Genomic DNA, 21,643 nt, shown 5'->3' on the forward strand with positions numbered 1-21,643 from the left:
CGCATCATAATCCGGAAAATCTTCCTAGCCACCCGATATCGACAGGGAGATTTGCTCTTTGTAGAAGCACTGCTATCAGGTTGGCGCCAGCGGCTGCCCCTCACCCTAACCCTCTCCTCGCTCGCGGGGAGAGGGGACGTGCCATACGATAGGCATATGGGAACTGAGAGCTCGCGGCTTGTCCCGTCTCCCCGAAAGCGCGGAGACGGTGGCGGTAGCCGGATGAGGGGCTGGTGTCGGCAATCACCCTGTCGTGAAAAATGCGAGGGACTGGTTTGGACATACAATTCGAAAATGCCGGGGTCAGTTTCGGGGCACGGGTGGCGCTGGAGCCGCTGACGCTCGGCATCCGCGGCAAACGCATCGGCGTCATCGGGCTGAACGGCTCGGGCAAGACCACCTTTGCGCGGCTGATCAACGGGCTGACCAAGCCGACCAGTGGCCGCGTCATGGTCAACGGCCGCGACACGGCCGACGAGAAGACTGTTGTCGCCGATGTCGGCTTCATCTTCCAGTCGCCGCAGAACCAGATCATCCTGCCGATCGTCAAGGACGACATCGCTTTCGGGCTGAAGCGGCGCGGCTTCAACAAAGCGGAGATCGAGGCAAAGGTCGAGGGCGTGCTTGCCCGCTTCGGCGCCGAGGCGCTGGCTGATCGCCGCGCGCACGAGCTTTCCGGCGGCGAACTGCAGGTGGCCGCACTCTGCTCGGTGCTGGCGACCGGCCCCGGCATTCTCATCCTCGACGAGCCGACCAACCAGCTCGACCTCAAAAACCGGGCACTGGTCGAGAGCATCATCGCCGGACTGCCGGAAAGCGCCATCGTCATCACCCACGACCTCGAACTGATCGCCGGGTTCGAGCGGGTTCTGCTGTTTCACCAAGGGCGGCTTGCCGCCGATGCGCCGGCGGCCGAAGCCATCGCGCGCTACAGGGAGATCGCCGCCTGATGCAATCGCTCTACGTCGAAGGCAACAGCCGCATGCACCGGCTCTCGCCGCGGGCAAAGCTCCTGTCGCTGACGACCTTCGCCATCCTGCTGTTCATCAACCACAATCTCCTTCTGCTCTCGGGCGCCGTGCTGGTGGCGGCGGTCCTCTACGGCACGGTCGGCCTGCCGCTCGGCGAGGCGCTGCGACGGCTGCGGCCGATCTTCCTGACGATTGCGGTCGTCGCCCTTTTCAACCTCATCTTCAACCCATGGCAGGCAGCGCTCGTGCCCGTGCTGCGGCTGACGGCGCTGATGCTTCTCGCCGCCAGCGTGACGGCGACGACGACCATTACCGAGTTCATCGACGAGGTGACGGCGCTCGCCCGCCCGCTCGAACGCACCGGCCGGGTTCAGGCCGACGATATCGGCCTCGCTCTCGGCCTGGTGCTGCGCTTCGTGCCTGAGATCGTCAACCGTTACCAGGCGATCCGTGAGGCGCACAGGGCTCGGGGGCTGAAGGTCCGGCCGACGAGCCTGCTCGCGCCGCTGATCATTCTGACGCTGAAGGACGCGGATAATGTCGCCGCTGCGATTGACGCGCGCCGCATTCGGCGGCATGGAAGTTAACGATTTTTTAATACGGAGTTCATGATGAGCACCCGCGACCTCGTCCTTACCGCCCTCTTTGCCGCGATCATCGTGGCGCTCGGCCTGCTGCCGCCGATCTCGCTCGGCTTCATTCCGGTGCCGATCACCGCCCAGTCGCTCGGCGTCATGATGGCCGGCGTCGTGCTCGGCGCCCGGCGCGGCGCGATCGCCGTGCTGATCGTGCTGCTGCTCGTCGCGATCGGCCTGCCGGTGCTTTCCGGCGGCCGCGGCGGCCTGGCGATCTTCGCCTCGCCGACAGCCGGCTTTCTCGTCGGCTGGATCTTTGCCGCCTTCGTGACCGGCTATCTCAGCGAACGGCTGGTCAACGACAAGCAGTCCGGCCTGGTCCAGACGGTGAGCTTCTTCCTCGCCGCCATGATCGGCGGCATCATCGTGCTCTACGCCTTCGGCATCACCTATCTCGCAACCGTCGCAGGCCTCGGCTTCACGAAAGCCTTCGTCGGCTCGATGGCCTTCATCCCGGGCGATGTGATCAAGGCCGTCGTCGCTGCCCTCCTCGGCCGCGCCGTCATGGTCGGCTATCCCCTGCTGCCGGCGCGCGCTTGAGCCGCGTAACGGCCGATACCTGCTGAGCATTCCGACAATGGCCGCCTTCCGCCGAATGCGGCCACTGTGCGTTGAAGGAAGTCGCGTGGATGCGCGCGTCAAGCCTGAGCAGGAGCAAGGGTGGAGTGAGCTCTGCGGCAGGGGCCTTGAGCGGGGGGCCTGCCGATCGCTCTCCTCAACCTCCGTCATTCCAGGCCTTGAGCCTGGAATCCATTCCTCGTGCTGCAAGAGGCCACATGGATGCTCGGGTCAAGCCCGAGCAGGACGGAGAGTGGGGTAAACCCCAAGGCAAGAACCGAGACGGGGAAATCGGACGTCATTGCGCGCCCGGCCTCCTCGATTTCACACCTAAGCCCGAGACTCCTTCGCCTGAAATTCGGCAGCGCGCTGCCCAAGCCGGTCGAGGAACCCTCGCAAGATCCTCCGGATCGGCGGCTCTCCCCATTTGCACACCGCAAGCGACATTGCGCAGACGATCGCGACGGCTAGAACCATTGCCAGGAGCGGCGCCAATCCCAGAGCAGTCAACCAGTCGAGAAGCTGGACGCCGATGGCGAAATGCAGGAGATAGAGCGGATAGGTCATCGAGCCGAGGGTCTTCACCGATTGAAGGAAGGAGGCCGGCAGGTGACTGATCCGCTTGCTGTAGCCGACGCTTGCAACGATCGACGCCAGCCCGGCCGCCCAGATAGCGATTGCGGGAAACGACGAGAAGCCATGGCCCGCAGCGGCGAGCGTACGGTTGCTGGTGTTCTCGCCTGCCATGTAGATCTGAACAGCCCCCGTCGCCAGGGCGCAGAGGAAACCCAGCCAGGAAATTCGGTTCATCCGACCCTGAGAGAGCAGCCATATGTAGATGCCGATAGCGAATTGGCAGCCATAATAGAAGGGAATGGCCCGCCAGGCCGTCTCGGTGAATATCGACGGGATGGCTGCATCGGGAAAGGCGTATAACAGTGCAATGAATGCCGTGCTGGACAGCGACAGGCCTAGCGCCAGGGCGGGCATCCTCGTCTTTTGCCTAGCCGCGCACATGATGAAGACGATGGCGTAGAAACAGATCTCACATGCCAGCGTCCAATATTGGCCGTCTATCCAGGGCCCGCCGGGATAGAGCGTGATCGAGCGCAGATAATTCCAGAGGATGCGCCTGTTGACGTCTTGCGTCGCGATGATGATCAGCGTCAGCGATGCGCAGATCCATACCGCTGGGTAGAGCCGCAGAATGCGCCCCTTGAGAAAGGACAAGGCGCTGGCGGAAGCTGCGGAGTTAACGATGACGAAGCCCGATATGACGAAGAACAATTCGACGCCAACCCAGCCGGGTTGGGCGATGTTCTCGATCTCGGGCATTGGATACGGTCGGAGATATAAAGGCGAAGCCCAGGAAGCAAATCCAAGATGAAATACGGTCACCATCAGCGCGCATACAAATCGCAGTGCGTCGATCCCGTAAATATACGGGCTTCCAGCTTCAGATTTTGCCATATTGATTGTCTCCAACACTTATGCCCCGGCACCGCCTCGACTGAGATAGGGCGCACATTTCCTGCGACGACCCAAAAATGCATTGCGTGATGCGTTCGTCTAAGCCCGTCGGATCAGTTCTGCAACCCCCGCGCGTCTGAGATTGCGGCCTGTTTTGCCGGGCTGGAACAGAGTCTTGTTCGGGCAACAAAAAACCGCCTTGAGGCGGTCGGGCGTTCTATCGATTTCCGTTGATCTAGTCTCCTCCTCCACCGTCGCCGCCATCGCAGCCCCCGTCATCAGAGACCTCGAACCCAATTCCGCCATCGCCACCCGAATCGGGACTGCGCCTGGTATTTGCGGTGGTCTGGGCAGTTGTTCCGGCTTTTACCGCGGTTACGGCGAAAGCGAGGAGGCCTGCAACGAGCATGGTCGTCAGAAGATATGAATCCAATCAGTTTCCTTTCGTTTGCTTCAGGAAATCGCGTTTCCTGATCAAAAGTGTAGATTATTTTTCAAGCGCCGCAATAGCACCAATATGAAACTTTCATGACATTTCAGCTCGGGTCAAAACGAACCGTGCCCGTGGTTTCCAGCCTATTCCATGGTCGGCGGGCCGCCGGATCGACACTCCGCCGTGAACCATTCCGCAAAGCGGCGAACCGGCTTCTTCGCCCAGGAGCTGGTGATCATGTAATAGCCTTGAGTCTCTGCCGTCGAAATGTCCGAGAGCACAACGAGGTCGCCGCGATCGATCTCTCGCCGGAACACTTCGACAGGGCATAGTGCGACGCCATGCCCAGCGATTACCGCCGTGGCAAGAATGTTGAAGTCCTGGAATATCGGCCCGCGAAGCGGGTCGGGCGCCGTTATATCAGTCTTTCGGAACCATTCTTTCCAGCCGTCCATGGATTCATCGTGCAGCAGCTCGGCTGCCGCAAAGGGAACGCCGTCGGCCGTCCAGTTTCGCTTTGCCAGATAATGAATGCTGGCCACCGGCTGGTTGCGCCTGGAGAAAAGCAGGCGGCTCTCCCGTCCCCCTGACACGTCTTCTCCCATGGTAATGAGAACATCCAGGCTTTCGTCATCGAAGCGCTCTTCCGCTTTTGCATAGACGATCCTGACATCAAGATCAGGATCGCTCTCCCGGAAAGATGGAAGTGCCGGAACCAGCCAGCGCGACGCGATCGAAGGAATGCATCCCACGGTTATCGAACGCATATTGTGGTCTCTGCGCATGTTGCCGGTGGCGTGGGCGATGGCGGCCAGCGAGCCCGAGACGGCCAGATAATATTCGGCGCCCGCCGGCGTCAGTGCAACGCCGCGTCCGGATTTTTGCAGCAGCTTGCGTCCCATCCATGTCTCCAGATGTTTGACCTGGTGACTGATCGCGGCATGGGTCACGTGCAGTTCGTCTCCGGCCTTTGAAAGACTCATGAGCCGGGCGGTTGCTTCGAAGGCTCTCAATGCGTTCAGCGGCGGCAATTGCATATGTTCGAATTCCTCACATAAGCAGCAGGATCCATTGGCCGCCCGATATGTCAAATCTTTTAGTATCACTTCGAACGTGCCGGAGAATATCCGATCGCCCTCGGCCCGCGCCAGATTATGTGTAGAATATTCTAACAAGTCTCTCAAATTAGATCATTTGAAAGAGTCGCGGCTGCAGTGCCTAATGGATCACGGAGATCAACACATCTCAGCCATTCGCGAGGAGACGAACATGTTTGTGAGAAGCCTGAGAGAAGTCGAGCAGACCGAGCGTTTCGTCGATTGGGGCAATGGCACAAGCCATCGTCTGCTGACCAGGGATGACAGGATGGGGTTTACCGTCTGCCACACCGTTGTTCGCGCCAACACCGAAGCCCTGCTGCAGTACCGCAACCATCTGGAGGCCTGCTACTGCATCCAGGGAGCAGGCGAACTCGAGGATATGGACGGCAATGTCTTCCCCATCCGCGCCGGCGATATCTACGTTCTCGACAAACACGATCGGCACTATTTGCGGGGTGGCAAGGATGAGGATCTCATCCTCGTCAGCGTCTTCAATCCACCATTGAATGGCACGGAACGTCACGATCTAAGCAATAGAAGCGGTTCGGAATACTGAGCCGGCCGCCCCGCCCCGCGACCAATACCGCACACCACGCCGTTCAGGTTTTTTCGCCGCCGCGGGCGATGGGCCGGGGCGGAAAGCGATGGGTTCGGCGGTGGCCGTCAAACCAGCCCCGGCACGACGAACACCAACCAGGCGACGATCGGGCCGATAATGGCAATCAGCGCGCTATAGATCAGCAACTGCTTGAGGACCTGCTCTCGCCTGTCATCCGGCGCATTGGCGACCACAAGAGCGCCATTGGTGGAAAAGGGGCTGGTATCGACGATCGTCGTCGAAATCGCGATGGCCGCGACCACGCCTATGGCGCTGACATGTCCCTGCATGAGGAACGGAACCGCAAGCGGGATGATGGCGCCGAGCAGCGCGGTCGAGGATGCAAAGGCCGAGACGATGGCGCCGGTAAAGCAAAGCAGGAGCGCCACCAGCAGCGGCATGCCGAGACTGGATATGCCGTTCGCGACATAGTCGACCGTACCGGCCTTCTCCATGACGCCGACATAGGTGATGATGCCGGCAATCAAAAGCACGGTCGACCAGCTGACCTTGTCGATGGCCGCCTTCTGGGTCTTCGGGGACAGCAGCGCCAGCGCAACGGCGACGGTCATGGCGACCAGACCGACATTGAACTTGAAAACCAGGGCGCCGATGCCGAGCGCCGTCAGGCCGATCAGGGTGGTGATTCTCTCATTGTTCAGACGCAGCGTCGCCGCCGTATCGGCCGCAGTGCCGTAGGCATGGTCCCGGATCGGCTTTGCCGGCGTGCCGCCGTGGCCCCTGATCGAGGCCGACACGCCCTCGGGATGCAGTTCGGGCAAGGGGCCAGGTGATGTTGCCGGCGCGTGCTTCATGACCTTTGCGCCGCCGAAGGCGAAGAACACCAGCACTGATATCGCCAGGTTGAAGAAAAAGCTCGAGAGAAACAACGACGTCGGAGCGAAAGGCAGGCCGGCCTTCGCGACGATCTGGTTGGTGATGCCGCCATAGATGCTGATCGGTGAAAAGCCGCCTGCCTGGGCGCCGTGGATCACCATGAGACCCATCATCACCGGGTGAATGCGGTACTGAATGGCAAAGCTCAGGGCCACAGGGGCGAGAATGGCCACTGCGGCCGGCCCAAGCGCGCCGAAACCGGTGATGACGGCGGCGACGAGGAACATAACCCAGGGGATCAGACCGATGCGTCCACGCACCAGGCGCACGGCGCATTCGACCAGCCAGTCGATGGTGCCGTTGATCTGCGCGATGGCGAAGAGGTAGGTGACGGCGACGAGCGTCAGGAACAGATCGCTCGGGAAGCCGGCAAAAATATCGCCGGTCTTCATGCCGATTGTCATGGAGCCGAGGACGAAGGCGCCGGCAAAAGCGAGCGCGCCCATGTTGATCGGCTGGATCGTCGCAATGATGAACATCGCGACCAGCAGGCCTATGGCCAGTATTTCAATACCCATGATTCCCCTCCCTCCGGCGCCTCCAGCGCCGTAGCTGTTGCGTTCAAGTTTGATGCGGATGCCGACACGCCTCCTCCCAAAGGGCGGTCGCCTTACGTCCTGGTGTAAAGATCGGCGTATTGCTGCCGCAGGATGTTCTTCTGAACCTTGCCCATCGTGTTGCGCGGCAGGTCGTCGGCGAAGATGATGCGTTTGGGTTGCTTGTAGCGCGCGAGGCGGTCTTGGAGGGCGCTGACAATGCTCTTTTCATCCAGGACGGCGCCAGGCTTGCACACGACGACGGCGGTGACGCCTTCGCCGAAATCGGGATGCGGCACGCCGATGACAGCGCTTTCGACCACACCGTCGATCTGGTCGATCTCGCTCTCGACCTCTTTCGGATAGATGTTGTAGCCGCCCGAAATCACCAGATCCTTGCCGCGGCCGACGATGTGGACATAGCCGTCCCGATCAATCTTGCCGAGATCGCCGCTGATGAAGAAGCCGTCGGCGGTGAATTCGGCCGCGGTTTTCTCCGGCATGCGCCAATAGCCCTTGAAGACGTTCGGCCCCTTGATTTCGATCATGCCGGTTTCTTCAGGCGGCAGCACCTGTCCGGTGGCGGGATCGGTCACCCGCACCGTCACGTCAGGCAGCGGCAAGCCCACCGTCCCGGCAATCCTCTTTCCGTCATAGGGGTTCGACGTGTTCATATTGGTTTCGGTCATGCCGTAGCGCTCGAGAATCGCGTGGCCTGTCCGCGCCTGGAACGCGGTATGCGTCTCTGCCAGCAGCGGCGCCGAGCCTGAGATGAACAGGCGAATGTTGGCCGCCGCCTGTTTGTCGAAGCGCGGGCTTTGCAGGAGACGCACGTAAAAGGTCGGCACGCCCATCAGCATCGTTGCCTGCGGCATCAGCGAAACGACCTCATCGGCGTCGAACTTCGGCAGCAGGAACATCGAGGCGCCGGCGAGCAGCGTGACGTTGGTGGCGACGAAGAGCCCGTGCGTGTGGAAGATCGGCAGGGCATGAATCAGCCGGTCATCTGATGTGACGCGCCAGTAGTCCCGCAGGGTCAGGGCGTTGGAGAGCAGATTTCCATGGGTGAGCATCGCTCCCTTCGAACGGCCCGTTGTTCCCGAGGTGTAGAGGATCGCGGCCAGATCATCGGCGGCGCGCGAGGCATCGACAAAGTCGGCCGGCTCGTCGCGCGCAAGATCGAGCAAAGAGCCGCTACCGTCGGAGTCGAGGGTTTCGACGATCGCGCCGTGGCGTTTGGCGATGGTCTCCACGCCTTCCCGTGCGGCCGGGGCGACGACCACCAGACGCGGCTCCGCATCACCGATGAAATAGTCGAGCTCGGCCAGCGTATAGGCGGTGTTGAGCGGCAGATAGACGGCACCGCTGCGAAGACAGGCGAGATAGAGGATGAGCGCCTCGACGCTTTTTTCGACCTGCACCGCAACCCGGTCGCCGGGGCGGATGCCGAGCGTGTCCATCGCGCCGGCGATGCGGCCGGAAAGAGCGAAGGCGTCGTCATAGGTCCATAGGCGGGTGCTATCGATCCGGATGAACGCTGCGTCGCCGGGCGCGGCGGCCCGCATGGCGTCGAAAAGATGGTTGCTCACTTTCGCCCTCCTCCAAGCGTGGAATTCATCAGTTGTACGAATGCTCGAGAGCCCTGCTGGCCATGGCCGCCGCGGCGGCCGTCATCGCTCTGGCTGAGCAGGTTTTTGACGGCGGGCGAGGCGATCACTTCGCCGCGCTGCGCCAGCGCCTCGTGGTTGGCGACGATGTCGTCGAGCTTGTAGAGGTAATTGACCATCAGACCGTGCGCCTGCTGGATAGCCTTGGGCGAGCGGTCGCCGAGGAAATTCAATCGTTCAAGCCGCGCGCCATTGCCGAGATGGAAGCGGGCAACGGGATCGACGGGACGGCCCTCCGGCGTCCGCTCGGTCAGGAAGTAGCGCGCCGCAAGCGGCAGCAATATGCGCTCCACTTCGGCCGCGCCGTTCTCCTTGCCGGGCCAGTTCGGATCGTCGAGCAAGGCCAGCATTTTCAGGACCGCTTCGGATAGAACCAAGCCGTCTGCCGCGGCGCGCACCTTGGCAAGCCAACGGGCAAAGCCCGGGACCGGCGAGAGTGTGACGAAATTCTTCAGGCCGGGCAGGTCCCGGCGCAGGTCTTCCACCACCTGCTTGATCAGGAAATTGCCGAAGGAGATCCCGCGCAAGCCATCCTGGCAGTTGGAGATCGAATAGAAGACGGCCGTCGTCGCCTCGTCGGCATTGATCTGCTCCCTGCCCTCATCGAGCACATCGGCGATCGCCTTCGGCACGGATCGGGTAAGCGCCACCTCAACGAAGACGAGCGGCTCGTCGGCCAGTCGCGGATGGAAAAAGGCAAAGCATCGACGGTCGGCCGGCGCCAAGCGACGGCGCAACTCCTCCCAGCTGGCGATCTCATGCACGGCCTCGTATTTGATGATCTTCTCCAGGATGTTTGCCGGCGTCGACCAGTCGATGGGTCGCAGCGTCAGGAAGCCGCGATTGAACCAGGAGCCGAACAGATGCGTGAAGTCGGCATCAAGCGCGTCATAGGCTTCTGATCGGTCTTTGGAAGCAAGCAGCTGCTGACGCATGCGAACGAGCGTGGCGGTGCCGTTCGGCGCGTGATTCAACCGGCGCAGAAGCTCCTGCCGCCGCGGCTCGGCTGCCTGGTGGAGCGCAATAACGGCGGCCGAACTCTTGTCGGTGCGGTAGCGTTCAATCGCCTGGTCGAGCTTGCTCGCATCAGGTCCGAATTTTTCGTGAAGCATCTGGAGGAATGTCTGCGCGCCCTCGCTGTCGAGGGCCTCCCAGCGATCGAGTATCTCGGCCGCAAGGGCCATGCCGGATGCTTCGCCCCGGCTCGACAGCAGCATTTCACAGAGGGTCTGAAGATCGGCTTTGGCGGCGGCCTGTGTGTTGCGCGAGCCGGAAAACAAAAGCTGGCGACCGTGATCCGTGATGCTTTGCAGCATGTCGGTGAAGAAAGACGCCTCGGGCATGCCATTCTCCTCTCTTCCGAAGACCAGCCGTATTGTGCGGCCATTCAGACGATCTGCTTCCCATCGTCGGGCTTCATCGGTAGTATGTAGAGTGTCATCTTTCGTATACGGCGTCAACATTCGTGTATACAAGAATGGCGCTTGTGTATGAAGGATGCGAGACAAATGTCAGAGAATGCCGGTCGGTGGCTTCGGGATGAGATTGAAAACGCGATACTTTCCTACGAGTTCGCCCCCGGTGAACGGCTTGATGAAACGGTGCTTGCCAATCGGTTCGGCGTATCGCGAACGCCGGTGCGCGAGGCGTTGATGCAGCTTGACGCCATCGGGCTGATCGAAATCCGCCCGCGCCGCGGTGCGATCGTGATAGATCCCGGGCCGCACCGGATCTATGAGATGTTCGAGGTGATGGCGGAACTCGAAGGCCTGGCGGGATCGCTCGCCGCACGCCGGCTGGACAAGGCCTCCCGTGAAGCGATCACCGCCACCCACAGCCGCTGCGAACAATCGGCCGGCGCCGGCGACAGCGATGCCTATTATTACGACAATGAGGAATTCCATAAGGCGATCTACGCGGCAAGCCGCAGCGATTTCCTTGAGGAGCAATGCCAGCAATTGCATCGACGCCTGCGACCCTATCGCCGTCTGCAGCTGCGCGTACGCAATCGGCTCTCGACGTCCTTCGCTGAACATTGCGCCATCGTCGACGCGATCTTTGCCGGAGATGGAGATGCCGCCCGCCGCCTGCTGCGAACGCATGTCGGCATTCAGGGCGAGAGGTTCAGCGATCTGGTGGCCAGCATGGCGTCGAGATGACGAGAGGCCCAAATTTCAGCCGGCGGAAAGCCGAGGCGCATCGCGGAGATCAAGGAAACCATCTGCGTAAAAACCGCAAGCACCGGGCTCTTACTCTTGAGGTTCATCTCCACGATGCGGGGAAACGAAAATGTTTTTCTTATTGGGCCAGGCCGAGAGAAGTGCTTTCCAGAAATCCCGCAGCGCCAGAAGCTACGCGGCTCTCTGTGTTCCATACATGAACGTCACGACGTCGTCGGCGTCCCACCGACCGGTCTCTCGCTCGTCCTTCATCGCTACCCGCCGCAACGCCCCTAATCCAAAAACCCATACAGCCAGTCGCGCGTTTCCTCCGGCAGGGAGGCCGGCTGCTCGTCCTCTCTGTTGCGGGCCTGCCAGATGATCTCGACCTCGGCGGCGCGCTCCTCCCCCGTGTCGATCGAAACCAAAAAGCCGATGGAGCGCACGCCGATCTTGTCGATGGCGGCGGTGAAGATTGCCGGCTCGTCATGGTGCAGCGGGCGGTGAAGCATGCAGGAGATCTTGCTGGCGCTATAGAGCGGTTCGTCGTCTACATCGGGCCGTGCCGACCAGAAGCTCGCAATGACGGATTCAGCGTAAGAAATATAGGAGGCCAGGAACATCTTGCCGTTCATATCGACATCGCGAAACGGCACGCGTATTTCCGTCACCCCAGGACGCTTTGACTCACTCATCAACAATACTGCCTTACAACATTCCCCCAAACCGACATTACTGCATAATTCATTGGATCGAAACAGATTTGATTCAAAGCGTTAGAGCCTGGCTTGCAGGTTCTCGAAGGCGCGCCGCGGGTATGACGATGCGATCGGAGCAAATATTGCGAGCAACGGTTCGCGTCCCCGAGCGTGGGCAAGCGCCGCGGGAGCACTTGTTGAAATCGGCGGGCTATGCCCCATCTGCTGTGGAACATGACAGAAGCGGCCGATAGAGTGTCTCCATGAGCACCCGTCTTTACGAACACCCGATCTTCCTGGAACATGTGACGCCCGCCGGACACCCCGAGCGGTCGGACCGGATCCGCGCCATCAACGTCGCGCTGGAGCATCCGAATTTCGAACGGCTGGAGCGCCGGCAGGCGCCGCAGGCGAGCGAGGATGCGGTGCTGCTTGCCCATCCGGAGGAGCATCTTGCCGCCGTCATGCGGGAGATCCCCGAGGAGGAAGATCGGATCAATCAACTCGAAGCCGATACCTATGCCAGCGTCAAAAGCCTGCAGGCGGCGCTGACCGGGATCGGCGGGGCGATGGCGGCGGTCGACGACGTCTTTTCCGGCCAGGCCGACAATGTCTTCGTCGCCGCGCGGCCGCCCGGGCACCATGCCGAGAAGATGACGGCGATGGGCTTCTGCTTCTTCAACAATGCGGCGATCGCCGCCCGCCATGCGCAGAAGAGGCATGGCGCCGAGCGCGTCGCCATCGTCGATTGGGACGTGCATCATGGCAACGGCACCCAGGATATTTTCTGGGACGATGCCTCGGTGCTGTTCTGTTCGACGCATCAGATGCCGCTCTATCCCGGCACCGGCGCCAAGGAGGAGAAGGGCAAGCACAATACCATCGTCAATGCGCCGCTTTCGCCGAATGTCGGCAGCGACCATTTCCGCGAAGCGTTCAAATCGCGCGTGCTGCCGGCGCTCGACGATTTCCGGCCGGATCTGATCATCATCTCCGCCGGCTTCGACGCGCATCACCGTGATCCGCTGGCGCAGATTAATCTGACGGGTGAGGATTTCGACTGGGCGACGGGCAGAGTCCTGGAACTGGCCGACCGGCACGCGAAGAACCGGGTCGTCAGCCTGCTCGAAGGCGGTTATGATCTCGAGGGGCTGGCCGAATCGGCGGGCATGCATATTCTGAGAATGATGAAGGGTTGAGAATGACTGACAGCGCCAAGCCTGAAGTATCAGGCCTTTCCTTCGAAAAGGCGGTCGCCGAACTCGAAAGCATCGTTGCCCGGCTGGAACGCGGCGACGTGGCGCTTGATGAATCGATCGAGATCTACGAGCGCGGCGAAGCGCTGAAGAAACATTGCGAGACGCTGCTTTCGGCGGCCGAGAACCGCATCGAGAAGATCAGGCTCGACCGCGCCGGCAGGCCACAGGGCGTCGAGCCGCTGGACGGCGCCTGAGCGTAGCGAACGCGGCACTTGAAGACGCTTGGCGATCGGCTTTCGGTCGATCTATGATCCCCTTCCGGAACCATCAGGGGACAAACAATGACGGACAGATTGAAGGGCAAGGTCGCCATCATCTCGGGCGGCGCGACCGGCATGGGGGGGGCTGCCTCGAAGCTGTTTGCGGCCGAAGGCGCGCGCGTTGCGATCATCGACCGCAATGGCCAGGCGGCCGCCGAGACGGTGAAACAGATCCGTGATGACGGCGGCGAGGCCGACTGCTGGACGGCCGATGTCTCGGACGAAGCCGCCGTCAATGCCGCCGTGGCCGGCGTCGAGGAACGCTATGGCTCGGTGACGGTCCTCTTCAATCATGCCGGCACCATCGTCATCAAGCCTTTCCTGGAGACGACGCTTCAGGAATGGGACTGGCTGCACGCCGTCAATGTGCGCTCGATGTTCCTGATGACCAAGGCGGTGCTGCCGAAGATGATCGCCGCCGGCGGCGGATCGATCGTCTGCACCTCGTCGATCTCGGCGGTCGCCGCCACCCCGATGGAAGTGCTGTACGACACCACCAAGGGCGCGGTGCACATGTTCGCCCGCGCCATCGCCGTCGAGTTCCGCGACCGAAACATCCGCTGCAACGCCGTCTGCCCCGGTTTCATCCGCACGCCGCACGGGCTGCGCGAGGTCGCCGACCTGCAGGCGCTCGGCGTCGATGTTTCGGATGCCGCCATTGCCGCGCAGCAGGGACGGATCGGCGAACCGGAAGACGTGGCGCGCGCCGCCCTTTATCTCGCCAGCGATGAATCGAGCTTCGTCAATGGCGCTCATCTCTTCGTCGATAACGGCTTCACCGCGATCTGACATCATGGAGCCTCTTCGGCACATCCTGTTGGACGCGCGGCGCTGCAGGGACTATTTGTGGTCGACGTCCCTGCAAGCGGAGATCCCTCATGTCCTTCTTTCCCGGTAAAGATCCCCTGCCCGGCGATGCCTTCGCCTGCGATGCGATCGAGAACCTGATCATTCCGCGCACGAGCGACATCGGCGGCTTCCAGGTGCGGCGCGCGCTGCCGACGCGGCAGCGGCGGCTCGTCGGGCCGTTCATCTTCTTCGACCGCATGGGACCGGCGATCCTGAAGCCCAATGAGGCGCTCGACGTCAAGCCGCATCCGCATATCGGCCTGTCGACCGTTACCTACCTCTTCGACGGCGAGATCCGCCATCGCGACAGCCTCGGCACCGAAAAGGTCATCCGTCCCGGCGACATCAACCTGATGACGGCCGGCCGCGGCATCGTCCATTCCGAGCGCACGCCGGACAATCTGCGCGGCCACCCGTTGCTGATGTCCGGGCTGCAGACATGGCTCGCGTTGCCCGACGACAAGGAGGAGATCGATCCTTCCTTCGCCCATACGGAAAAGACCGACATGCCGCTGATCGAAACATCAGGGGTGCGCGGCCGGGTCGTCATCGGTTCGTTCGAAGGCATGAGATCGCCGGTCGGCACGTTCTCCGACACGCTCTATGTCGATCTCAACCTGCAGCCGGGCGTCCGCTTTCCCTTCGGCGCCGGCCATGAGGAGCGCGCCGTCTACGTGCTGTCGGGCGAGGTGGTCATCGCAGGCGATCGCTTCGTCGCCGATCAGTTGCTGGTCTTCCGGCCCGGCGATCCGATCACGCTGGAAGCCGGCGGCGACGGCTGTCATCTAATGCTCTTCGGCGGCGCGGCGCTGAATTCGAAACGCTATATCTGGTGGAATTTCGTCTCCTCCTCGAAGGAACGGATCGAAAAGGCCAAGGAGGAATGGCGCACTGGCCGCTTCGATATCGTGCCGGGTGACGAAGAGGAATTCGTGCCTCTGCCGGAGGGGTGACGGCGGCGGATAGGCCGCCTGGAAATCAACCCGCCGCGAAATAGCGCGTCAGCGCCCCCTTCGTGCGATTGACGTAGCCGTCCTGCCAACTGTCGTCGACGTTGAGGAAGCCCGACCAGCCCTTCTTGCCCTGGCGCTTCAGTTCCGCCTCGACCGCACGGAAGCGGTAGTGGTCGTAGACATCGAGGATATGCACCGCATAGGCCTCGGCAAGGGCGCGGTCGCCTTTGACGATCAGCATGTTCTCATCATTGGCGTAGGAGGCCTTGAAACCGAGATTATGGCTGCCGAGGACGACGACGCACTCATCCGATAAGGGATCGATCACCAGCACCTTGTCGTGAATGATGGCGCCGACCTTCTTGGCCGTCAGTTCCTCCGCGCCGAAATCCGCCAGCAGTTGCCGGTCGTCGATGCGCGAGGCCCGGACGATCGAGACGTTGGCCTCGTCGAACGTATGCGGCGAGGTGGCGTCGACATCGTCGTCCTCGTCGTCGGGATCGTTCTTTTTGCTGGGGACATAGTTGGGCATGGCCTGGGGGCTGGAAACGGCGCCGGTGACGATCAGCTTCTGGTCCTTGAGGCCGATGTCGATCGCCTCGCCGACGATGCAATCCTTGCCGGACTGTCCGGGATAGAAGGCCAGAAACAGCACCGCATGCTCGGCGCGGCGCATGAGCCGGTAGACCTCGCGAAGGTCGGGCGGTGTATCCTTGCCCTTCCTTCGGCTCTGCATGTTCGGCGAGAACCATGCTTCCACCGAAGCGCCATTGCCGGTGGGCACAATGGACGGCGTCTCGTTCGAGCGACGGAACGCCTTGCTCTGCTGGTTGTCCGGCATGCCGTCGTCGAATTCGACGGGAGCTTCCAGCGTCGCATTATCTTCCAGCATCCGCTCCCAATAGGCAACATAGGCCGCGGCGACCGCATCGTTGCGGACGATCAAGGCGTTGTTGGACTGGCCGGCAAGTCCCGTGGCCGTCCAGTTGGTGCTGCCGGTGAACACGCTGCGCGTCCCGTCGGGCGCTATGTGCACCACGAATTTGTTGTGGCCGATCTGGCTCGAATTGTTGAACATCCGGTGGTGAATCTCGACGCCGGCCTCAATCAGCGCCTTGCGCGCCTCATGATTGCGCACATCCCAATCGTCGCTAACCTTGCCGGTGTTGGCGAGAATGATGCGTAACCTGTCCTTGTTGGCCAGCAGAAGCTCGAGCAGTTCCTTGTCCTCCAACTCATAGAGGGCGATCAGAAAGCGTCCAGGCGCATTCATGAACTCCCTGAGCATCGGAATGACATCGCCGGCCAGATATTTGCGGATGCCGTTCGCCGGATCGGAAATCATGTCGATCAGCTCGTTCGGCTTCTTCACACCGTCTTCCAGCAGGACGTTTCGCAGCCACTGGGCAGCCAGGATACCGTTGGTGAAGGTCGATTCGAACTGGCCGCGCTTGCGCGTCACATGAACCCGATTGGAGGCGACGGCCGGCCCGAGATAACCGAGCGGCCGCGGCGGCCCTTCATAGGCCTTGACTGAGATTTTCTCGAAGGTGCCGTCAGGCTTCCTGATCGGCCTGCCCTTTTCGTCCCGCTTGTTGATTTGGACGATCTCAGGTGTCGGATCGGGCGCGGCCTGCAGGCCCGGCTTCAGGTCGCCAAGTGGACGGATCTCGTAACGCACGCGGACCTCGTCCGGCCGTCGTCTCATCTCGTTGCGCCGCTTGCGCAGCGTCAGATCGCGCCAGGAGAGCTTCTGCACCGGCCAGAGCGAGGTCGTTTGCGGCAGCCAATGCGGATTGCGCTGTCCCTTGAAGGCTACCCAGGCGGCGCAGGTCACCCGGTCCTCGCTGCCATCGGCTCTTTTCGCGACGTTTCCCTGCTCGTCGAGATACACGCGGACGACTTCGAAGCCGAGGCATCCGTCGATCTTGTCGTCTATCTCCCAGGCCACATAGGCGACCTCGTTGTTCACATAGGCATGCGCTGCAACAATCGTTCCCATGACCCGTCTCCCCAGTGAGCAAGGCAACATTGCTACCCTTCCGTGTCATATTCAAGCTGCTCGCCAGCTCTTCGCGCGTTCGATCGGCTGGGAAAATCGGGCAAATGCAACTCACAGAAATAGAAAGTGATATCTACCGAAACCGCTCACACTTTTTTCCGCCATGCTCTAAGGTGAAAACCTTCGGTTCCTGAAATGCACTTGTTTTGCCCCGATCTAATCGAATAAAGCGAAACGAGGAAAAGCAAGAAAGAGCGCCCGCCCGTGACACAACTGCCGAAGACCCCCCTGCTCGACCAGGTCGTCTATCCCGCCGACCTGCGCAAGCTCGAGGATCGCGACCTGCCGCAGCTTGCCCGCGAGGTCCGGGATGAAATGATCGATGCGGTGTCGCGCACCGGCGGTCATCTCGGCGCCGGCCTCGGCGTGGTCGAGCTGACGATCGCCATCCACAGCGTCTTCGATACGCCCAACGACCGGCTGATCTTCGATGTCGGCCACCAATGCTATCCGCACAAGATTCTCACCGGCCGGCGCGACCGCATCCGCACGCTGCGCCAGGAAAACGGCCTTTCCGGTTTCACCCGCCGGGCCGAGAGCGAATATGATCCGTTCGGGGCAGCGCACTCCTCGACCTCGATCTCGGCCGGCCTCGGCATGGCGATTGCCGCCGATCTCGACAAAACCGACCGCCGCGTCATCGCCGTCATCGGCGACGGGGCGATGTCGGCCGGCATGGCCTATGAGGCCCTGAACAATGCCGGTGCCCTCGATGCCCGCCTCATCGTCATCCTCAACGACAACGACATGTCGATCGCGCCGCCGACCGGCGCAATGAGCGCCTATCTCGCCCGCCTCGCTTCGGGGCGCACCTATATGGGCTTCCGCGACTTCGGCAAGAAGCTGACGGCCTATCTCGGCAAGAATATCGACCGGGCGATCACGCGCGCCGTCGAGCACGCGCGCGGCTACGTCACTGGCGGCACGATGTTCGAGGAGATGGGCTTCTATCATATCGGGCCGATCGACGGGCATTCCTTCGACCATCTGCTGCCGGTGCTGCGCAATGTGCGCGACAATGGCCGCGGGCCGGTGCTGATCCATGTCGTCACCCAGAAGGGCAAGGGTTATCCGCCGGCGGAGGCCGCTGCCGACAAATATCACGGCGTCAACAAGTTCGACGTCATCACGGGCGCGCAGGCGCGGGTCAAGCCGAACGCACCGAGCTATACCAGCGTCTTTGCCGAAGCGCTGGTGCAGGAAGCCGCTCTCGACGACAAGATCGTCGGCATCACCGCCGCCATGCCGAATGGTACCGGTCTCGACAAGCTCGCAGAAGCCTTCCCGTCGCGCTGTTTCGACGTCGGCATCGCCGAACAGCATGCCGTGACCTTTGCCGCCGGCCTTGCGGCGGAAGGCTACAAACCGTTCGCCGCACTCTATTCCACCTTCCTGCAGCGCGCCTATGACCAGGTCGTGCACGATGTGGCGATCCAGGGCCTGCCGGTGCGTTTCCCGATCGACCGCGCCGGCTTCGTCGGCGCCGACGGGCCGACCCATGCCGGCTCCTTCGACACCGCCTTCCTCGCGACCCTGCCCGGCTTCGTGGTGATGGCGGCGGCCGACGAGGCCGAACTCAAGCACATGGTGCGCACGGCAGCCGCCTATGATGCCGGCCCGATCTCCTTCCGCTATCCCCGCGGCGAAGGTGTCGGCGTCGACATGCCGGCGCGCGGCGAAATCCTGCAGATCGGCAAGGGCCGCATCGTCAAGGAAGGCACCAAGGTGGCGCTGCTCTCCTTCGGCACCCGGCTTGCCGACTGCCTGCTCGCCAGCGAAGATCTCGAGGCTGCCGGCCTTTCGACAACGGTCGCCGATGCGCGTTTCGCCAAGCCGCTCGATCGCGACCTGATCCGCCAGCTCGCCCGCCACCACGAGATGCTGATCACCGTCGAGGAAGGCTCGGTCGGCGGCTTCGGCAGCCAGGTGATGCAATACCTTTCGAGCGAAGGCCTGCTCGACAACGGCCTGAAGATCCGCTCGCTCGTCATGCCCGACATCTGGATGGAACAGGCCAAGCCGGAAGCGATGAACGCCCATGCCGGGTTGGACCGCGCCGGGATTGTTTCGACCGTGTTCCGGGCGCTCGGGCGCGGTGTTGCTGTTGGAGTTGCGGGGTAGATGAATTGTGAGGGCATGCCATGTGGCCCCCTCATCCGCCCTACGGGCACCTTCTCTCCGCTGGGGAGAAGAGGGAATCGACACGCCGCCGCCGGCAGGCGGATGAGGGGGCCACACGCAAGTCCCTCAATAAAAGGGCGGCGCATCTCCCCCACCTCCCATCTCCGTATTTGCCCAACGCGTCGCTGGCGCAGTGGATCGCTGTATGATTCTCGTGTTTATCTGCGGTCCCTCCAACGAAAAAGGGCGACGCATCACTGCACCGCCCTCTTCATCTAGCATCCCACTCTGAGCGCTCTCAGAACTCCGTCCACTCCTCCTGCACCGCAGCTGCGGCGGTTGCCTGGCGCCCGGCGAAGGCCTTGGTGACCTGGCTGGCAAGGGCGCGGGCCGGAGAGGCGACCGGGCGGGAGGCAGGTGTCGCGACTGCCGTCCTCTGGGCCGAAGCGGCAGGCTCGGTTCCGAGCTTGAACTGGCGCAGCAGCTCGTCCAGGGCGCTTGCTTCCTGGGCAAGCGCATGGCTTGCAGCGGTCTGCTGCTCGACCATCGCCGCATTCTGCTGCGTGCCCTGATCCATGTTGTTGACGGCGGTGTTGATCTCCTGCAGCCCGATCGACTGTTCGCGCGTGGCGGTGACGATCGCGTTGACGTTGCGGTTGATCTCCTGCACCTCGGCGACGATCTCTTCCAGCGCCTTGCCGGTTTCGCCGACCAGCGTGACGCCGGTCTGGACATGGGTGCCGGAATTGGTGATCAGGTCCTTGATTTCCTTTGCAGCCTTGGCGGAACGCTGCGCCAGTTCGCGCACTTCCTGGGCAACGACGGCAAAGCCCTTGCCTGCCTCACCGGCGCGTGCGGCCTCGACGCCAGCGTTCAGCGCCAGGAGGTTGGTCTGGAAGGCGATGTCGTCGATGACACCGATGATGTTGGAGATTTCGCCCGAGGACTTTTCGATCTGCTGCATTGCCGAGACCGCCTTGCGGACGACATCACCGGATTTTTCGGCGCCGAGGCGGGTGCGCTCGACGAGATTGCCGACATCCTCGGCGCGCTTGGCGCTGTCGCGCACCGTCGTCGTCACCTGCTCGAGCGCTGCGGCGGTCTCTTCGACCGCGGCGGCTTGCTGCTCGGTGCGATGGGCAAGATCGTCGGCGGCCGAGCGGATCTCGCCGGCGCCGGCATTGATGGCCGAGGCATTGCGGCCGACCGACTGGAGTGCCGCCTGAAGCTTTTCCACGGCATTATTGAAGTCGTTGCGCAGGCTGTCATATTGCGATGCGAAGGGCGTCTGGATGCGGGCGGCGACATCGCCGACGGCAAGGCCGGCCAGGCCACCGGCCAAAGCGTCGACGGCGTAGCGGAGCTCGCCCTCCTCGCGCGCCTTCTGCTCATCGCTTGCCTGGCGCTGGCGCTCTGCATCGTCGCGCATGCGGTCGGTTTCACCGGCAAGACGCAGCTTCTCGATCGCCGCCTGCTTGAAGACGAGAACCGACTGGGCCATGCGGCCGATTTCGTCACCGCGCTCGACAGCCGGGACCTCGATATCGTTCTGACCGCCGGCGAGACGATCCATGGCGGCGGTCATGCCGACGACCGGGCGGACGATGGTGCGCGACATCAGCCAGGCAAGAAGGGTGGCGGCAAGCGAGGCGACGATGCCCCCGGCCAGCAGCGTCGTCGTCAGATCGCTGTTGGCATCGGCCCGGATCGCGGCGAGCGCATTCGACTTTTCGCGGGCGGTGGCCTTGATCTTGGCGGACGCCTGGCGGAAACCATCAAGCTGGCCCTTGGTCGCGTTGACGCCGATCTTGACGACCTCTTCGATCGGCATGTCGGTTTCCTTGCGTGCCTTGGTCTGCGGTTCGGCAAGCTCATGGAAATAGAGGTCGGCAGCCTTCTGCATGCCGTCGATCATCTCGAGCAGCTGCGGCTCGCCGGCCGCCGTCTGCCTGGCGGCGGCGATCGCCTTCAGCATGCGCTCGCGATTGGCGAAGACGTCGCCATAGGTGCTGTCGCTGCGGAAGAGAATGAAGCCGCGCAGGTTGACCGCCTGCTCGAGCATGGCCTGCAGCGCATCATCGATCTGATTGACGAGCAGCTCCGATTTTTCCTGCTCGGCGGAGGCGGCCGCCGACGCCGTCGCCTTCGAATAGACGAAAGCCGAAACGGACACGAAGATCAGAATGAGGGCTGCGAACGTGGCCGCAAGCTTCCCGTTCAAGGATATATTTTTGGCAGACATCGATGAATTTCTCCTGGCGACAGTCGACGCGGCGAGAGACGGCCGCGCACAAGGCGCAACCGCAGAGACTGGGAATCGGAAACATGATCGGCGGAAGACGCCTGCGCTTTCATGGCGCCAAGCGGTTTGAACCAACCGCTGCAATCGTGCCGACCCTATGCGGGCAGACTTTAAA

18 protein-coding genes are annotated in these 21,643 nt (G+C 62.2%); 10 read left to right on the plus strand and 8 right to left on the minus strand.

The features are described 5' to 3' along the window. The first annotated feature begins 275 nt into the window (after positions 1–275). Genes HJC00_RS00350 through HJC00_RS00360 form a run of 3 tightly spaced genes read left to right on the plus strand, consistent with a single transcriptional unit; the run spans position 276 to position 2,146 of the window. On the plus strand, positions 276–950 hold the full coding sequence (locus HJC00_RS00350; protein ID WP_221163502.1) for an energy-coupling factor ABC transporter ATP-binding protein: 675 nt from the start codon (positions 276–278) through the stop codon (positions 948–950). After that, positions 950–1,558, plus strand: coding sequence for an energy-coupling factor transporter transmembrane protein EcfT (locus tag HJC00_RS00355; protein ID WP_210628948.1), 609 nt, complete (start codon positions 950–952; stop codon positions 1,556–1,558). The genes HJC00_RS00350 and HJC00_RS00355 overlap by 1 nt, the downstream gene beginning before the upstream one ends. Before the next feature lie 24 nt (positions 1,559–1,582). Beyond that, positions 1,583–2,146 (plus strand): biotin transporter BioY, encoded by a 564-nt coding sequence (locus HJC00_RS00360; protein WP_210628949.1) that lies wholly within the window; start codon positions 1,583–1,585, stop codon positions 2,144–2,146. Between the two features lie 348 nt (positions 2,147–2,494). Here the strand turns inward: HJC00_RS00360 and HJC00_RS00365 are convergent, their stop codons facing one another. Beyond that, positions 2,495–3,634 carry an acyltransferase gene (locus HJC00_RS00365; RefSeq protein ID WP_210628950.1) on the minus strand — a complete coding sequence of 380 codons (1,140 nt, stop codon included), beginning with the start codon at positions 3,632–3,634 and terminating at the stop codon, positions 2,495–2,497. 576 nt (positions 3,635–4,210) lie between these two features. Beyond that, positions 4,211–5,104, minus strand: coding sequence for a LysR substrate-binding domain-containing protein (locus HJC00_RS00370; protein ID WP_221163503.1), 894 nt, complete (start codon positions 5,102–5,104; stop codon positions 4,211–4,213). A 232-nt stretch (positions 5,105–5,336) separates the two neighbouring features. Here HJC00_RS00370 and HJC00_RS00375 point away from each other — a divergent pair, with 232 nt between their 5' ends. Beyond that, a complete protein-coding gene (locus HJC00_RS00375) occupies positions 5,337–5,723 on the plus strand; it encodes an ectoine synthase (protein WP_221163504.1) in 387 nt (128 codons plus the stop codon). Positions 5,724–5,830: 107 nt separating this feature from the next. Here the strand turns inward: HJC00_RS00375 and HJC00_RS00380 are convergent, their stop codons facing one another. The 3 genes from HJC00_RS00380 to HJC00_RS00390 form a co-directional block, all read right to left on the minus strand. Then, complete coding sequence (locus tag HJC00_RS00380; protein ID WP_221146668.1) at positions 5,831–7,180, minus strand: SLC13 family permease; 1,350 nt, start codon at positions 7,178–7,180, stop codon at positions 5,831–5,833. Positions 7,181–7,272: 92 nt separating this feature from the next. Further along, entirely contained in the window at positions 7,273–8,787 is a 1,515-nt protein-coding gene (locus HJC00_RS00385; protein ID WP_221146669.1) for a malonyl-CoA synthase, read from the minus strand. After that, a complete protein-coding gene (locus HJC00_RS00390; protein WP_221163505.1) occupies positions 8,784–10,208 on the minus strand; it encodes a malonyl-CoA decarboxylase in 1,425 nt (474 codons plus the stop codon). The genes HJC00_RS00385 and HJC00_RS00390 overlap by 4 nt, the downstream gene beginning before the upstream one ends. 165 nt (positions 10,209–10,373) lie before the next feature. Between HJC00_RS00390 and HJC00_RS00395 the strand changes: the two genes are divergently transcribed. Further along, positions 10,374–11,024 (plus strand): GntR family transcriptional regulator, encoded by a 651-nt coding sequence (locus HJC00_RS00395; protein ID WP_221146671.1) that lies wholly within the window; start codon positions 10,374–10,376, stop codon positions 11,022–11,024. Positions 11,025–11,317: 293 nt separating this feature from the next. Here the strand turns inward: HJC00_RS00395 and HJC00_RS00400 are convergent, their stop codons facing one another. Beyond that, positions 11,318–11,719 (minus strand): thioesterase family protein, encoded by a 402-nt coding sequence (locus HJC00_RS00400; RefSeq protein WP_085777184.1) that lies wholly within the window; start codon positions 11,717–11,719, stop codon positions 11,318–11,320. Between the two features lie 266 nt (positions 11,720–11,985). Here HJC00_RS00400 and HJC00_RS00405 point away from each other — a divergent pair, with 266 nt between their 5' ends. The 4 genes from HJC00_RS00405 (at position 11,986) to HJC00_RS00420 (ending at position 15,043) form a co-directional block, all read left to right on the plus strand. Further along, positions 11,986–12,921 carry a histone deacetylase family protein gene (locus tag HJC00_RS00405; protein ID WP_221154279.1) on the plus strand — a complete coding sequence of 312 codons (936 nt, stop codon included), beginning with the start codon at positions 11,986–11,988 and terminating at the stop codon, positions 12,919–12,921. A gap of 2 nt (positions 12,922–12,923) precedes the next feature. After that, positions 12,924–13,175, plus strand: a complete 252-nt coding sequence (locus HJC00_RS00410) for an exodeoxyribonuclease VII small subunit (RefSeq protein ID WP_039618216.1) — start codon at positions 12,924–12,926, stop codon at positions 13,173–13,175. Positions 13,176–13,262: 87 nt separating this feature from the next. Continuing rightward, positions 13,263–14,030, plus strand: a complete 768-nt coding sequence (locus HJC00_RS00415) for an SDR family NAD(P)-dependent oxidoreductase (protein ID WP_221154281.1) — start codon at positions 13,263–13,265, stop codon at positions 14,028–14,030. 89 nt (positions 14,031–14,119) lie between these two features. Beyond that, complete coding sequence (locus HJC00_RS00420; protein WP_210628958.1) at positions 14,120–15,043, plus strand: pirin family protein; 924 nt, start codon at positions 14,120–14,122, stop codon at positions 15,041–15,043. Positions 15,044–15,068: 25 nt separating this feature from the next. Here the strand turns inward: HJC00_RS00420 and HJC00_RS00425 are convergent, their stop codons facing one another. After that, complete coding sequence (locus tag HJC00_RS00425) at positions 15,069–17,045, minus strand: phospholipase D-like domain-containing protein (RefSeq protein WP_221146675.1); 1,977 nt, start codon at positions 17,043–17,045, stop codon at positions 15,069–15,071. Positions 17,046–17,309: 264 nt separating this feature from the next. Here HJC00_RS00425 and dxs point away from each other — a divergent pair, with 264 nt between their 5' ends. Beyond that, the gene (dxs, locus tag HJC00_RS00430) at positions 17,310–19,226 is read left to right on the plus strand and encodes a 1-deoxy-D-xylulose-5-phosphate synthase (protein ID WP_210628960.1); all 1,917 of its coding nucleotides are present in this window, start codon (positions 17,310–17,312) and stop codon (positions 19,224–19,226) included. 298 nt (positions 19,227–19,524) lie between these two features. On the opposite strand, the gene HJC00_RS00435 is transcribed toward dxs, so the two are convergent. Next, complete coding sequence (locus HJC00_RS00435; protein WP_221163506.1) at positions 19,525–21,468, minus strand: methyl-accepting chemotaxis protein; 1,944 nt, start codon at positions 21,466–21,468, stop codon at positions 19,525–19,527. Positions 21,469–21,643: the final 175 nt, after the last annotated feature.

This window comes from Rhizobium sp. NLR22b (assembly GCF_019685295.1).
Taxonomy (GTDB): domain Bacteria; phylum Pseudomonadota; class Alphaproteobacteria; order Rhizobiales; family Rhizobiaceae; genus Rhizobium.